Origin of the sequence: Naumannella cuiyingiana, from assembly GCF_013408305.1 — a bacterium.
Taxonomy (GTDB): domain Bacteria; phylum Actinomycetota; class Actinomycetes; order Propionibacteriales; family Propionibacteriaceae; genus Naumannella; species Naumannella cuiyingiana.
Map to the genome: position 1 here is coordinate 1,305,537 of NZ_JACBZS010000001.1, position 14,808 is coordinate 1,320,344.

The following is a 14,808-nucleotide window of genomic DNA, read 5'->3' on the forward strand; positions in this document are numbered from 1 at the left end:
ATGGCCCGCTCCCCCCGCGGCGCCGGTTGGGTGGCCGCGGCGACTGTGATCGCGCTGCCCGGAGCGCTCGCCCTGGTCCTTCAGCTCGCGCCGGGGCTGCAGCAGGCCGCCCGCCCGCTGGCGTTGGTCTCGGCATTCGTCCCCTATGGCGTGCTCGCCTGGGCCGCGGCACTGCTGGTCCTGTTGATCGGCCTGCTGCGGGCCCGGCGGCGAGCGCCGGTCGCCGCCATGGCGGCGGGGGTTGCCGCCGCCCTGGCCCTGCAACTGCTACCGCTGGCGCCGGCCGTGCTGCCGACCGCTGAGCGGCGGCCGGTCGCACTGAGGGCCGCGACCCTGAACGCCACCCGCGGCTGGGCCGACCCCGCCGGCGCGGCACGCGCGCTCGGCGAGGCGGATGTGGCGGTGATCACCGAGGCGACGCCGGAGTTCGTCGGGGCGCTGGGCGAGCTGTTGCCCGAGCACCGCTACCGGCTCGGCGAGGGCGCGGAGGGCGCGACGGGGACCGTGATCATCTCGCGCTGGCCGCTCCGCGAGCTTGCCGCGGAGCGTCTCACCTTCGAACAGCGCGTCGGGGAGATCACGCTGCCCGGCGGCGACAAGATCATCGTCGCCGGCATCCACTCGGCCAATCCGATGGGCACCGTCGACGCCTGGACCTCCGATGCGGCCGCGGTCCGTGCGATGGTCCGGCCCTGGCTCGGCGCACGGCTGATCATGCTCGGGGACTTCAACGCGACCCCGTCGCAGTATCCGATGCAGCGGCTGTATTCGGACGGGCTGACCGACGGGGTCGCCGATGCCGGCGCCGGCTGGCTCGCCACCTTTCCCGCGATGGGCCCCGTCCCGCCACTCCTGCGTCTTGATCATGTACTGACCGGGCCCGGCCTGCGCACCCTCCGGGTGGAGACGCGACAGGTCACCGATGCCGATCATCTGGCGGTGTACGCCGAGATCGGTTGACCTTGGCGACGAAGCGGGCCTTCTTCTCGCGATTCCCGCAAGTGTTCATGTCGCACCAGCGGCGCGTGCGGCTGCGGCTGGTGTCGAAGAACGCGGCGCGGCAGGTCGGTGACGCGCACAGGGCGAGCCGACCATCGCGCTCCCCCGCGATGATCGCGATCGCGTCGTCGGCGATCACCCCCAGCGCATCGCGCAGCCCGGTCGAGGCCCCCAGGCGCCACCGCCGGGCGCCCTCGGGCGTCAGGTACGCCGTCGCCCGGCCCTCGGCGCTGCATCGGTTGATCACGGCGACCCCCGCGGCCGGGAGGTCCTCGCCCGCGGCGCTCGCGGTCGCGGTCGTGTGGATGGCCTCACGGAGCTCCCGGGCGAGATCGAGCTGCGCAGGGGCGCAGCGCCGCGCGTCGAGCCCGTAGACGGTCAGCCAGTCGAGCAGCCGCCGCGGGGTGGGAATGCGCTCGATCGGTACGCCGTGCCGCTCCGAGAGCGTGCCCGTGAAGCTGGTCGCCAGCACGGTCCCCAGCCGGAACTCGGGATACGGGTCGGACATGGAACCAGCATAGCCGGTTGCCATCGGCGCGACCGAGATGCTAGAACCGTCATAGCCGGTTCACCCGCCGAGAGGACAGTTCGATGACGCCGACCAGCATCCAGCCGTTCGAGGCCCGCGCCCCCGAGGAGGAGCTGGCCGACCTGCGGGCGCGACTCGGTGCGGCCCGGCTGCCGGAGGCCGAGACGGTACGCGGCGCCACGGGGCGGCGACGATGGACCCAGGGCGTACCCCTCGATGATCTTGTGGACGTCGTGCGGCACTGGCGTACCGGCTATGACTGGCGCGTGTTCGAGGAGCGGCTGAACGCGATCGGCCAGTTCCGCACCACGATCGATGATCTTGGCATCCACTTCCTGCACCGGCGCTCGCCGCGCGCGGACGCGATCCCGTTGATCATGACCCATGGCTGGCCGGGCAGCGTCGCCGAGTTCACCGGCGTGATCGACGAGCTGGCCGACCCGGTTGAACCGGGCGCGCCGGCCTTCCACGTCGTGGCGCCGTCACTGCCGGGCTTCGGTCACAGCGATCGGCCGGCCAGCACGGGCTGGGGCACGGAGCGGATCGCGGCGGCCTGGGCCGAGCTGATGGGTCGGCTCGGCTACGAAAACTTCCTCGCGCACGGCGGCGACTGGGGCGGCGTGATCACCACGATCCTCGGCGGGCGCTACCCCGAGCGGTTGATCGGCATCCACAGCACGCTGGCGCAGGTGCCGGCCGGCGAGATCACCGGCGCCCTGACGCCGGACGAGCGGCGCTGGGCCGAGGAGACCGGCGACTTCTGGGCGAGCGGCACGGCGTACGCGAGGCTGCAGCAGGTCCAGCCGCAGACGATCGGCTACTCGCTCGTCGATTCGCCGGTCGGGCTGCTGGCGTGGATCCTGGACAAGTTCGCCGAGTGGACCGACACCGCGGACAGCCCGTTCGAGACGATCCCGATGGACCGCCTGCTCGACAACGTCACCCTCTACTGGTTGACGGCGACGGGCGCCTCGGCGGCCCGGATCTACTACGAGAGCCACGGTTCGCTCGACCCGGGCCTGCAGGTCGAGGTGCCCGCCGCGATCACCACCTATCCCCGCGACATCGAGAAGTACCCCCGACCGTGGGCGGAGCGCCGATTCCGCCGGATCGTGCGCTGGGCGACGCCTGCCGCCGGCGGGCATTTCCCGTCCCTGGAGGTCCCGGGATTCTTCATCGACGACCTGCGCGCCGGGCTCGCCGCGGTGCTGAACCCGACGCACTGAGTCGCCGGCACGACCGGGCGCCGACGCCGATCAGTCGTCCACCCGCTTACCGAGGGTAACCCCGAGGATCGCCGAGAGCAGCCGGCTCAGCTCCCGCACGATGGTGAGGCGTACCGGATCGGCCAGAGCGGCAGGCACCTTGGACGGTTGGCGTTCCCGCTGACTTTCCAACACCGGCGTCAAGGATCAACCGGAACTGACGTCAACCAACAACCGCAGCCAAGACGACGATCAACCGAACCAGTTCACCGTCCTGGCGGATGGTGGCGGATCCAAACATGCAATGGAGCGCTGGAAGCCTCGTGAGAACAGGCGAGGCCGGGCTCCAGCGAAACTGGCGACGTGCGCGCTTCGGAGCTGCTTGAGGTGGTGGTGCAACCAACGAGACAAAGTCGAATCTTCTGACGCCTCACCAGCTAGACGCATTCACACGGCTTACGACAGCGGTGACAGCATCGTGTCCGTCGCGACGCGGTTCGACGTGCACCGGACGACGGTGTGGGGGAAGACCTCACGACCACCTGGCACACGAGCCGACCGGCAGCACTTCTCCGTAGGTACAGAGCGGCACGCACCAAAGAGGCCACCGGCCCGCCGGATGACTGTGCCATCCTTATCTGAGAGGCGAAGAAGGGAACACGATGACGCAAGACGGTCAGTACCAACCCCTTCTGCGAGGAATAGGATTCTCCGGGTATCGATCAATTGCAGTATGGCAAGAATTCTTTTTCCCAACGAAAGTAACGGTACTTGCCGGAACCAACAACAGTGGGAAATCTAACGTTCTTCGATTTTTGCAAAACAGCTTGTCATCAATGCAGGAGGCGCGGGACGGACCCGGCAGCACTCCGGGGAACATTACGCTTTCCGAGCTTGACAGACCCCAAGGATTCAGGAGCGAGCCGAAGTTCGAAGTTGGGATTCCGCTGCGCCTCGGCTCCCTAGGCGAAAGATGCCTTCCCAGCAACGACTGGTGGCAAAATCCGCAGAAACTCGCTGATTACATGGGGGCTGCAATGTCTCTTCTCAGTGAGGACGGTGTAACCTATTGGTCAAGGTTCATACATGACGGAAGTCGATTCTCTGTAGGATCTGATCGTGTCGACGAGGCCATTAACAAATGGCCCCGATGGTCGAGTGTCTATAAAAGCGCTCTGAGCGCACTCGGTGGCGGCACGGTAAATGAACGCAAAGTTATGCAGCGCATCTTGGAATCTATTGGCGGGTTCTCGGCGCTGCCTCCAGTAGCCACAATATCCAGCACTCGGAGAGTTGAGTCAACCGATGATGCTGAAACGGATTGGCTGTCGGGTCGAGGGATCATACGTGAACTGGCGGCCCTCCAGAACCCGCAGCACAACCAATGGGAAGAAGCGCGCCAGCGATGGGCCGCCATCAACAACTTTGTACGTAACGTTCTAGGCGATCCGGAAGCATCACTGAACATTCCCCATGACTTCACCACCATTCAGGTCGAAACCCCTCAGCGAGTCCTTCCGCTCGCCAGCTTGGGCAGCGGGGTAGAGCAGGTAATTGTGCTTGCAGCGGCCGCCACGGTCACGTCAAAGACATTGGTTTGCCTGGAAGAACCGGAAACCAATCTTCACCCTCTCCTACAGAAGAAGCTGGTTCGCTACCTGACGGATGAAACAGATAACCAGTATGTTATCGCTACACACTCATCACATCTTCTGGATGACTCGCGGGCCTCTGCTTATCACATTCGGCTCACTGAAGATGGGTCCGTATCGCAGCTAGCCCGGCGGCCGCACGAGTTGGTAGAGATTTGCCATGACCTAGGGTATCGGCCTTCCGACCTGCTTCAGGCAAATTGTGTCGTATGGGTGGAAGGCCCATCCGACAGGATCTACATTCGTCGCTGGCTGGAGTTGCTAGATCCCGAGCTTGCTGAAGGGATCGATTATACAATCATGTTCTACGGAGGTAGGTTGCTTTCTCACCTCTCGGTGAGCGAGGACGCCCTTCATCAATTCATCAGCCTCCGCGCATTGAACCGATCCAGCGCGATAGTTATCGACTCCGACAAGGAGACTTCCCGAGCTCGTCTCAATGCTACGAAACGGCGCATCCAAAAAGAGTTTCAGTCAAGCTATCCGGCCCCCGGGCATGCATGGGTGACTAAGTGCTACACGATCGAGAACTATATACCGGAGGACACTCTCCGACGATCGGTAGCGAATGTGCACCCGAATCGAGACCTCAGCCCAATCGGTCAGTGGAGCAATCCGCTACCGTCGCGTCCCGGCGAGCCGTCGTTCGACAAGATCTCAATCGCGAGCACTGCAGCCGACCTGCTGACGTCTGATTCTCTCGACGTGTTCGATCTACGACTCCAAGTGAAGACACTGAGCGAGTTCATCCGAGCGGCCAACGGGCAGTCCATTGCCCCAGATCCCGTCTGAGTTTGGAGGTTTGAACCCGCCCCACTCGTTCTTTCAGACGACGGCCGCGGTCGTACCGGGTCGCAAGCGAGCGGCGTCGGCACAGGACACGACCCGAACCCGCGCGACCCGGGCTGAACTAGCGTCGCCAGAGCGCGGCCTTTCGCCTGCCAAGGTGAGCAGCTCTGAGGTGCCACGCTTCCCGCAACTCGTGACTGACGCCGCTCCGCCTCGCGGAGCCGTTGACCGTTGCTTCAAGCCACAACGCCCACGTCAGGCATGTGACTAGGTCTGAATTGTGGGCCCCGTGGGACTCGAACCCACAACCTACGGATTAAAAGTCCGCAGCTCTGCCAATTGAGCTAGAGGCCCCGCGCGTCGCGCGAGACATCCTAGCCGTGACCCCGCGCGCCGGCCGCATTCGGGAAGCGTCACTGACCGTTCACCCGGGCGACACACACCCACCCCCGCGAGCCCAATAGCGTCGGTCGGGTCCGCCGCCACCCAGGGAGGGTCCCCCATGTCCGTACGTTCGTCGCACCGGTACGCCGGGATCGGTGCCGCGCTGGTGATCGCCGTCTCCGGAGGGGTGATCGCCCTCTCCGGGTCGCCCGCCGCCGCGGCCGCGCCCACGGATCTGATCATCAGTGAGTACGTCGAGGGCACGAGCACCAACAAGGCGCTCGAGCTCTACAACGGGACCGATGCCGAGATCAACTTGGCCGACTACGACGTACTGCTCTACAACAACGGATCGACGAGCGGCAGCCGGCTCGGCCTGACGGGCACCGTCGCGCCGAACGACACGTTCGTCTACGCATCGAACCTGCTCGCGAACTACGCCGACCAGACCACTGGTTCCGGGCTGTGGAACGGCAATGACGCGATCGTGATCTCCCGCGGCGGCACAGTGATCGACTCCTTCGGTCGCGTCGGGGAGGACCCGGGCTCCGCCGGCTGGGGGTCGGGCGATGTCCGCACCGCCAATGCCACGCTCCGTCGCGATCCGTCGGTCTGCGCCGGCGACACGGACCCGAACGATGCCTTCGACCCCGCCGCGCAGTGGGTGGCGTACCCGACCGACACCTTCGACGGACTGGGTACGCACGAGACGAGCTGCGGTGACGAGACCCCGTCGCCGTCCGATTCCCCGACCGAGACCCCGAGTGGTACGCCCAGCGAGTCGCCCACCGCGACCCCGACATCCTCACCCACCGCGAGCCCCACGTCCTCGCCGACCACCAGCCCCACCGAGACGCCGACCCCAGGCGAGGAGTGCGCAGCGGACGCCACCTTGATCGGGGCGGTGCAGGGCACCGGTGCGAGCACGCCGATGCAGGGCCAGACGGTCACCGTCCAGGGCGTGGTGACAGGCGACTTCACCGCCGGCGGCCTGAACGGCTACTTCGTCCAGGACGGCGGCGACGGCGACGATGCGACGTCGGACGGCATCTTCGTCTACGCGCGCAACGGCGCGGCGGTCGCTCCCGGCGATCTGGTGCGCGTCACCGGCAGCGCCACCGAGTACCAGGGCGGCACCCAGATCTCCGCCAGCAATGTGATCACCTGTGCCAGCGGCCAACCGCTGCCGCCGCCGGTGCAGCTCACCCTGCCCGCGGACAGCGCAACCTACGAGCGCATCGAGGGCATGCTGGTGAACTACGCCCAGCCGCTGGTGATCAACGAGTACTACAACTACGGCCGATACGGCGAGATCGTGCTGAGCTCGAAGCGCACCTACCAGCCGACCCAGCTCTTCGCCCCCGGCAGCCCGGAGGCCCGGGCGCTGGCGGCCGAGAACGCTCAGAACCGGATCACGCTCGACGACGGCAGCAGCCGACAGAACCCGGACCCGGCGCGCCACCCGAACGGCAGCGAGTTCACCGTCGAGAACTCCTTCCGCGGCGGTGATCAACTGACCAATGTCACCGCGATCATGGACTACCGCTTCGACAAGTGGCGGCTCCAGCCGACCGTCGGCGCCGAGTTCACCGCGCTCAACCCGCGACCCGGCGTACCGGATGTCACCGGTGCGGACGCGCCGCCGCCGGCTCCCGGCGCTCCGACCGCGGCCGGTGCACCACCGGCGCCACTGGCCGCGGGCGAGCCTGCGGCGGCGCCGCAGGCCGTCGCTTCCGGTGCTCCGCTGAAGGTTGCGTCGATGAACGTGTTGAACTACTTCACCACGCTCAACTCGCGCGGCGCGACGACTCCTGAGGAGTTCGATCGTCAGGAGGCGAAGATCGTCGCGTCGATCAACGCGATGGACGCCGATGTCGTCGGCCTGTTGGAGATCGAGAACAACGACGACGTGGCGCTCAAGACGCTGGTCGCGGCGCTGAACGATGCGGCCGGTACGCAGCGCTGGGCCGCCGTCGAGACCGGGACCGTCGGCACCGACGTGATCACCACCGCGCTGATCTACAACCCCGCGACAGTGGCTCCGGCCGGTGCTCACGCGATCCTCGACAGCTCCGTCGATCCGCGGTTCATCGACTCGAAGAACCGGCCGGTGATCGCGCAGACCTTCACCGACCTGGCCAGCCGGGAGAAGTTCACCGTCGCGGTCAACCATCTGAAGTCGAAGGGCTCGGACTGCGACGACATCGGCGATCCGCTCGACCCGAACGGGCAGGGCAACTGCAACCGCACGCGCACCGCGGCGGCGCAGGCCGAGGCCGATTGGCTGGCCAGCGACCCGACCGGATCCGGCAGCCCGCACCGCTTCCTGGTGGGCGACTTCAACGCCTACAACAAGGAGGACCCGATCGCCACGCTGGCGGGTGCCGGATACACCGATCTGGTTCCCTCGCTGCACGGCGACGAGCAGTACAGCTACGTGTTCGACGGTCAGGTCGGATCGCTCGATCACGTGCTGGCGAGCGAATCGGTGGCGTCCATGATCACCGGTGCGGCCGATTGGCACACCAATGCCGACGAGGTGCCGTTGATCGACTACACCACCCGGTTCAAGCAGCCGGCCCAGCAGGCCCTCTACCGCCCGGACGCCTATCGGGCGAGTGATCACGACCCCGTCCTCGTCGGCTTCAGGTTCGCCGTCGAGCCGACCCCGACGCCGTCTCCCTCGGCGACCCCGTCGGAGACCCCGACGGTCACGCCGACCCCCACCGAGACGCCAACCTCGCCCCCGTCGGAAACCCCCACCGCCAGCCCGTCTCCCACCGAGACCCCGTCGGAGACCCCGACCGCCACACCGTCTCCCACCGAGACGCCGACCGTGACCCCGACCCCCTCGGAAACCCCCACGGCCGGCCCGTCTCCCACCGAGACCCCGACCACCACGCCGTCTCCCAGCGAGTCCCCCACCACCAGCCCGTCCCCCACGCAGACCCCGACCGTGAACCCGACCCCGTCGAAACCCCCCACGGCCAGCCCTTCTCCCACCGAGACCCCAACCGTGAACCCGACCCCGTCGAAACCCCCCACGGCCAGCCCTTCTCCCACCGAGACCCCAACCGTGAACCCGACCCCGTCGGAAACTCCGACTGGCGCTCCGTCACCGACGGCGACCCCGACCGGCACCCCCGGGGAAACCATTCCCGCCGTACCGCCGGCCGAGGGTGGGCTGACCGCGGAGACCGAGGGCGCGATCAATTGCCCAGCCTTCGCGACGCCCGGTTCGACCATCACGATCCGCATCTTCGGGCGGCAGCCCGGCGAATGGGTCGGGGCCTGGCTGTTCAGTGAGCCGCGTTACCTCGGCAGCCGCCAGATCAGCGAGCAGGGCACCATCCAGGTGACGCTGCCGAGCGATCTGACCGGTGCCCACCGGATCGCGATCTACGCCGCGAACGGCGACCTGATCGGTTGGGACACCATCACCATCACCGCCGAACCGACCAGCCCCACGACGGAGCCGAGCAGCCCGACCACGGAGCCCACCGGCCCCACCACGGAACCGACCAGCCCCACCACGGAGCCGACCGGCCCCACGACGGAGCCGAGCGTCTCGACCACCGAGCCCACCGGCCCGACCACGACCGGCCCGACCACGACCGGCCCGACCACGGAACCGACCGGCCCGACCACCGAGCCCACCGGCCCCACGACGGCGCCGACCACCGCGCCCGGCGACCCCGGCAATAGCGACGGCGGGAACGTCAACGGCCCGGCCGGAACCGGCACCGGGCCGCTGGCCGACACGGGCGGTCCGGGTCCCTGGCTGGGCGCGCTCGGCGCGGCCGCCGCGCTGGCCGGCCTGGCCCTGGCGGTGCGGCGCCGGGACTGAGGCTCGACACCTGCCGCGGCTCCGGCCACCCTTGGGGCATGGAGCCGTGGCAGTGGGGCCTCGTCATCGTGCTGGGCCTCGGCATCGCGCTGATCGCCTACGGGGTGCTCACCGACCGGATCGCCAACCGCGATCTGCAGCGGTCCCTGCACGCCCCGCCGACCCAGGCGGTGCCGGGCTTCCGTCCCGACGCGGTGGCGCCGGCGTACCTCACCGAACTCGAGGCCCGACATACGCCGACACAACGCGCACCATTGCCGGACGAGACGATCACGCGGCTGCGTGCCTGGATGGACGACACGGCTGTCAGCCGCTGTGTCGATGCGGGCCTGGTCTCAGCGGATTTCGTCACCGAGCCCGATACCGGCTGGGCGGTCGCGCTGGACCCTCAGGTGCTCGTCTGCGCCACCGAGGTGACCGACATCCGCGAGTTGCTCGGGGTGCTGGAGGGCGCCAGCGCCGCGCCGCGATCGTTGATCGTGGTCGCCCCGGGGTACGCCGACGAGGTCCGCGTCACGCTGGAGGTGAACGCGCTGCAGGGCACCGTCGGCCTGATCGCGGTACGCGCGGAGCAACGCGCCGCCGCCGACATCTGCACCGCCACCGCCGCCGAGGCGGTTCCCCGGGAGACCCTGCAGGCCGGCGCACTGCGGCCGGAGCAGCTCGGCGATTGCCGCGCCTGGATCGCCGACCGCCACGCCAGTTGGATCGTGCGGCGCGTGGCCGAGCCGGACTAGCATCGCGCTGTGACCCCGCCGGAAACACCGCCCGCCGACCGCCGCTGGCCGCGCCGGGTCTACGGCGAGGGCTCCGAGCCGGACGCCCGATTCACCTTCGCCAACGAGCGCACCTTCCTCGCCTGGATCCGGACGGGCCTCGCGCTGCTCGCCGCGGGTGTCGCCGTCGCGGCCTTCGGCGGCACCGGGCCCGACCGGCCCTGGCAGAACCAGGTCGCCGCGCTGCTGCTGATCGGGCTCGGCGTGCTCAGCGGCGTCTCGGCGTACCTGCGCTGGATGCAACAGGAGCGCGCCCTGCGGCGGGGCGACCCACTGCCGAGCTCGGGCATGATGCCGGTACTGGCGCTGTCGGTCGTGGTGATCGCGGCGCTCGGCGTGACTCTGGTCGTCTGATGCCGCCCGGTGCCATCCCGGCCCCGTGGGACCCGGGCCTGCAGAACGAACGCACCCGCCTGGCGTGGCAGCGGACCGCCCTGTCGCTGCTGGTGGCGACGCTGGTGATGGCTCGGCTGCTCGCCCACACCAGCATCCCGCTGGCAATCGGTCTGTCCACCGCGTCGGTGCTGATCATGGCGGCGCTGGCCCGGCTGGCCGAGCGGCGCTACCGGCTGGCCCAGCGGCGCCTGCATGCCAATGCGCCGCTATCGGGTGCGGGGCTGCCCGCCGCGATGACTGCCCTACTGGTGCTGCTCGGCGTCGCCACCGCCTTCTGGGTGATCAACTCCTGAGAACCCGACGCGCGGGCTCGACCTCAGCCTCGGGTTGAGACTTTGCCTCGGCGAGCGTCGACCGGTGGGCCGGCGGCGTACTCAGGCGTACCCGAGCTCGTGCAGCCGGTCGTCGTCGATGCCGAAATGGTGGGCGATCTCGTGCACCACGGTGATGTGCACCTCCTCGACCACGTCGTCGGTCGTGTGACAGATCGCCAACGTCGGATTCATGTAGATGAAGATCCGATCCGGTAGCACCCCACTGTAGGCGGAATCCCTTTCTGTCAAAGGGATTCCGTCGTACAGGCCGAGCAGGTCGGGCTCCCCCTCGGGCGGGTCGGGCTCCACGATCACCAGACAGTTGTCGACCATCGCGGCGAGCTCGGGAGGGATCGTTTCGAGCGCGCGATCGACCAGCCGATCGAACTCGGCGAGGGTCAGCGAGACGGGCACGCGGCCAGCCTAGTGAGGCCTCGGATCACAAAGATGTAATTCAGGCGAGCCGACCGGCGTGTCGGCTTGCGGAACGATCCGGGCCCAGTCCGTGAGCTTGCCGAGATTTCTGAGACGTAACTAAAGTCCCGCGACGTCAGGGATGGGTGTGACGGGTGTGGTGTTGATCGGGATTCGGTCCTCACCGGGGAAGCGCCCCCACCCCCGCCCCGCCAGGCCGGCCGTCGGGAAAGCGGCCGTCCGGAGGCGGGCCCGGGCAGACAACATCATCGCCAGTCGGGGAGCACAGGTCGACGGTCCGGGAAGGCCGTCGGGGAGGATCATCGTGCGAAAAGTCCTGCGTACCACGAAGTCGCTCGTCGCGTGCGCGAGCGCGACCGCCGTACTCGCCACCGGTGGCATCGTCGCCGGCATCGTCGCGAGCACCCAGGCCGACGCCGACCCCGGCAACGTCCGTGCCAACGGCGGCCTCTTCGTGCGCTCCGGCCCCGGAACCCAGTTCCGCGTGATCGGCGGCCTGCCGAACGGCGCCCCGATCGACTCCACCGGCCCCAGCAAGAACGGCTTCCTGCCGGTCGACTTCGACGGCCGGCAGGGCTGGGTCTCGGCGCGCTACATCGACGACCGCGGGGTGGGCTCCGGGTCGGGCGCGGCGGCCGCCCCGAGCACGGGCGAGGCGTACGCGACGACCGAGGTATATGTCCGCACCGGCGCGACGATCAACTACCGCGAGGTCGGCATGCTGTTCACCGGCGAGCGGGTCGAGCTCACGGGGGTACGCTCCGGCAACTACTCGCAGGTGAAGTACCGCGGCCAGACGCGCTGGGTCGCGACCCAGTACCTCGCCGCCACCTGGGGCACTCGCGAGGACGACTCCGATTCCACCGACGACACCTCCACCGGCGGCGGTCAGGACGATTCGGGTGACCAGGACTCGGGCAACCAGGACAACTCGGGCAACCAGGACAACTCGGGCGACCCGACCGCGAACCCGGTCGACGAGGGTCCGGCCACCACCGCCCCGGGCAGCGACCCGCGGCCGGTCGCCCCCGACCCGGACGATGAGGACACCGGCGACGAGAACGCGAATCCGTCGCCGCAACCCACCAACAAGCCCGAGCCCAGCAAGAGCCCGGAGCCGACCAAGAGCCCCGAGCCGACCAACAAGCCCGAGCCCACCAACAAGCCCGAGCCCACCAACAAGCCCGAGCCGACCAAGAGCCCCGAGCCCACGCCGACGAAGAAGCCCGAGGGCCCGAAGCTCCCGGCGATCAAGTCGCGGGCGAAGGCGACGGCCGACCTGATGATCAGGTCCAGCGATCGCAAGCCGTTCGACGTGATCAAGGAGGTCCGCAAGGGCACCGTGCTCGACCTGACGGGCGTCTACCGCAACGGCATGGCGCAGATCGTCTTCGAGGGCGCGGTGCGCTGGGTGAATGCGGCGTACCTGGAGGGTCCGGGCGTACCGGCACCGCCGAAGAACGAACTGCCGAAGACGGTCGGCTCGCGGTACGCCACGACGGCGCTCGACATCCGGACCAGCTCGGGCAATGACTCGCGAACCGTCGAGGAGGTCCCCCGCGGCACGAAGCTGGAGATCACCGGCCGGACCGAGAACGGGCGAGCCCAGATCGTCTACCGCGGCGCGGTGCGCTGGGTGACGGCGAAGTACCTGGCCGAGAAGAAGCCGTCCGACCCCAAGCCGGACAACTCCGGCGGCGGGATCAGCCTGCCCGGCCTGCACCCCAACGCCCAGCGGGCCCTGGCCGACGTGCAGCGCGAGTTCCCGCAGATCACCACGATCTACGGCAAGCGCAACGATCCCGGCTCCGACCACAACACCGGCCGCGCGCTGGACGTGATGTTGCCCAACTACCGGTCGAACCGGGCACTGGGCGACGAGATCGCCGCCTGGGCACGGTCGAATGCCAGCCGCTACAACATCGACTACGTGATCTTCAACCAGAAGATCTGGAGCGTGGCCCGGTCCGGCGAGGGCTGGCGCTCGATGGCCGATCGCGGCTCGGACACCCAGAACCACCGTGACCACGTGCACATCTCGTTCAAGGACACGGCCACGGCGACCCGGACATCGACCGGCAGCAGCTCGACCGGCAGCAAGACCTCGGCCACCAGCGGCGGCTCGGACTCCGGTTCGAGCTCCGGCGGCGGCGCGACGGAGACCTGCAAGGCGAGCTTCTACTCCGATCCGCAGCCGACGGCCTCCGGCGAGCGCTTCGACCCGAACGCCATGACGGCCGCGCACAAGACGCTGCCGATGGGTACGCGGGTGCGGGTCACCAACAAGGCCAACGGCAAGAGCGTCGAGGTTCGAATCAACGATCGCGGGCCCTACATCGAGGGCCGCTGCCTGGACCTGTCGCGGGCCGCGTTCGCCAAGATCGCCGACCTCGACGCCGGTGTGACCGACGTCGAATGGCGCAAGGTCTGACGGTGATCCGCGGCGGCCGGCCCGCCGATCGTCTGCCATAGTTGGAGCGATCGGTCGGGCTGCCTGCTGCTGGAGGTGATCGGTGAGCGCCGAACGCGGCTCCGTGCAGTCGCTCACCCGCGCCTTCGAGGTGCTGGAGGCCATGGCCGATGCGCAGGGCTCGATCAGTCTCTCCGAGCTCTCCACCACGACCGGGATGCCGCTGGCCACGATCCACCGGATCCTGCAGACCCTGAGCGCGGGCGGATACGTCCGCCAGGAGCCCTCACGAGAGTACGCGCTCGGGTCGCGGTTGCTCCGGCTGAACAACGCGGCGACGCGGGCGCTCGACCAGGTCGCCGCGCCGCACCTGCGCACCCTGGTCGACGAGCTCGGCGAGACCGCGAACCTCGCGGCGCTGGAGGCCAATCACGCGGTCTATGTCGCCCAGGCTCCGTCGCGGCACGCGATGCGCATGTTCACCGAGGTCGGGCGCCGGGTGAGCCTGCATTCGACCGGGGTGGGCAAGGCGCTGTTGGCACAGCTCGACCGCGACGAAGCGGCGCGCCTGGTGGCGCGTACCGGGTTGGCAGCCGCGACCGACCGCACCATCGTGACCGCGGACGAGTTGCTGGACCACCTCGCGACCATTCGTGAGCACGGGTGGGCCGTCGATGACGGCGAGCAGGAGGTAGGCGTGCGCTGCGTCGCAACCGCCGTCCCGTGGCGCCCCCGGGCGCTGGCCATTTCCATCTCCGGCCCGTCCGAGCGTTTGACGATGGCCCAGCTCGACATGATCGGCCCGCTGCTGCAGAGGGTGGCAAGCGCGCTCGCCGCCGATCTTGAGCGCGACATCGATAGCTGATCCCACTCGCGGGGTTCGCGGGCGTCCCACCACCAGGCCCGACGACCACTCCCGCATGCCCAAGATCATCGACTTCCGCATGCCCAAGGTCATCCGCTCGCGCACGCCCAAGATCATCTGATTCTTCCGCATCCCTTGACGGCGTCCTCGGCCTGTGTTTATCGTTTTCCGAATTGCAGATTGTGGTTTCCACATAGCGGAAGAGGT

General features: G+C 68.4%; 11 protein-coding genes and 1 tRNA gene. 9 read left to right on the forward strand and 3 right to left on the reverse strand.

Features of this window, described 5'->3' with window-relative positions:
- Complete coding sequence (locus tag GGQ54_RS06065; RefSeq protein WP_179444577.1) at positions 1 to 960, forward strand: endonuclease/exonuclease/phosphatase family protein; 960 nt, start codon at positions 1 to 3, stop codon at positions 958 to 960.
- Here the strand turns inward: GGQ54_RS06065 and GGQ54_RS06070 are convergent.
- Positions 917 to 1,507: a CGNR zinc finger domain-containing protein gene (locus GGQ54_RS06070; RefSeq protein WP_179444578.1), complete on the reverse strand. Its 591-nt coding sequence runs from the start codon at positions 1,505 to 1,507 to the stop codon at positions 917 to 919. The genes GGQ54_RS06065 and GGQ54_RS06070 overlap by 44 nt on opposite strands.
- An 83-nt stretch (positions 1,508 to 1,590) precedes the next feature.
- Here GGQ54_RS06070 and GGQ54_RS06075 point away from each other — a divergent pair, with 83 nt between their 5' ends.
- Positions 1,591 to 2,754: an epoxide hydrolase family protein gene (locus tag GGQ54_RS06075; protein WP_179444579.1), complete on the forward strand. Its 1,164-nt coding sequence runs from the start codon at positions 1,591 to 1,593 to the stop codon at positions 2,752 to 2,754.
- A 641-nt stretch (positions 2,755 to 3,395) separates the two neighbouring features.
- Complete coding sequence (locus GGQ54_RS06080) at positions 3,396 to 5,177, forward strand: AAA family ATPase (RefSeq protein ID WP_179444580.1); 1,782 nt, start codon at positions 3,396 to 3,398, stop codon at positions 5,175 to 5,177.
- A gap of 278 nt (positions 5,178 to 5,455) precedes the next feature.
- Here the strand turns inward: GGQ54_RS06080 and GGQ54_RS06085 are convergent.
- Positions 5,456 to 5,528 (reverse strand) — tRNA-Lys (locus GGQ54_RS06085).
- A 148-nt stretch (positions 5,529 to 5,676) separates the two neighbouring features.
- Between GGQ54_RS06085 and GGQ54_RS06090 the strand changes: the two genes are divergently transcribed.
- Genes GGQ54_RS06090 through GGQ54_RS06105 form a run of 4 tightly spaced genes read left to right on the forward strand, consistent with a single transcriptional unit; the run spans position 5,677 to position 10,870 of the window.
- On the forward strand, positions 5,677 to 9,405 hold the full coding sequence (locus GGQ54_RS06090; protein ID WP_179444581.1) for an ExeM/NucH family extracellular endonuclease: 3,729 nt from the start codon (positions 5,677 to 5,679) through the stop codon (positions 9,403 to 9,405).
- Positions 9,406 to 9,443: 38 nt separating this feature from the next.
- The gene (locus GGQ54_RS06095) at positions 9,444 to 10,142 is read left to right on the forward strand and encodes a TCP-1/cpn60 chaperonin family protein (protein ID WP_179444582.1); all 699 of its coding nucleotides are present in this window, start codon (positions 9,444 to 9,446) and stop codon (positions 10,140 to 10,142) included.
- A 9-nt stretch (positions 10,143 to 10,151) separates the two neighbouring features.
- Positions 10,152 to 10,535 (forward strand): DUF202 domain-containing protein, encoded by a 384-nt coding sequence (locus GGQ54_RS06100; protein ID WP_179444583.1) that lies wholly within the window; start codon positions 10,152 to 10,154, stop codon positions 10,533 to 10,535.
- Complete coding sequence (locus GGQ54_RS06105) at positions 10,535 to 10,870, forward strand: YidH family protein (RefSeq protein ID WP_179444584.1); 336 nt, start codon at positions 10,535 to 10,537, stop codon at positions 10,868 to 10,870. The genes GGQ54_RS06100 and GGQ54_RS06105 overlap by 1 nt, the downstream gene beginning before the upstream one ends.
- A gap of 81 nt (positions 10,871 to 10,951) precedes the next feature.
- Here GGQ54_RS06105 and GGQ54_RS06110 read toward each other — a convergent pair whose 3' ends face one another.
- Positions 10,952 to 11,305, reverse strand: coding sequence for a metallopeptidase family protein (locus tag GGQ54_RS06110; protein WP_343045867.1), 354 nt, complete (start codon positions 11,303 to 11,305; stop codon positions 10,952 to 10,954).
- A gap of 325 nt (positions 11,306 to 11,630) precedes the next feature.
- On the opposite strand from GGQ54_RS06110, the gene GGQ54_RS17295 reads away from it, so the two are divergent.
- Together GGQ54_RS17295 and GGQ54_RS17580 are read left to right on the forward strand one after the other, a co-directional pair.
- Complete coding sequence (locus GGQ54_RS17295; protein WP_179444585.1) at positions 11,631 to 13,757, forward strand: septal ring lytic transglycosylase RlpA family protein; 2,127 nt, start codon at positions 11,631 to 11,633, stop codon at positions 13,755 to 13,757.
- Between the two features lie 82 nt (positions 13,758 to 13,839).
- Positions 13,840 to 14,601, forward strand: coding sequence for an IclR family transcriptional regulator (locus tag GGQ54_RS17580; RefSeq protein ID WP_343045868.1), 762 nt, complete (start codon positions 13,840 to 13,842; stop codon positions 14,599 to 14,601).
- Positions 14,602 to 14,808: the final 207 nt, after the last annotated feature.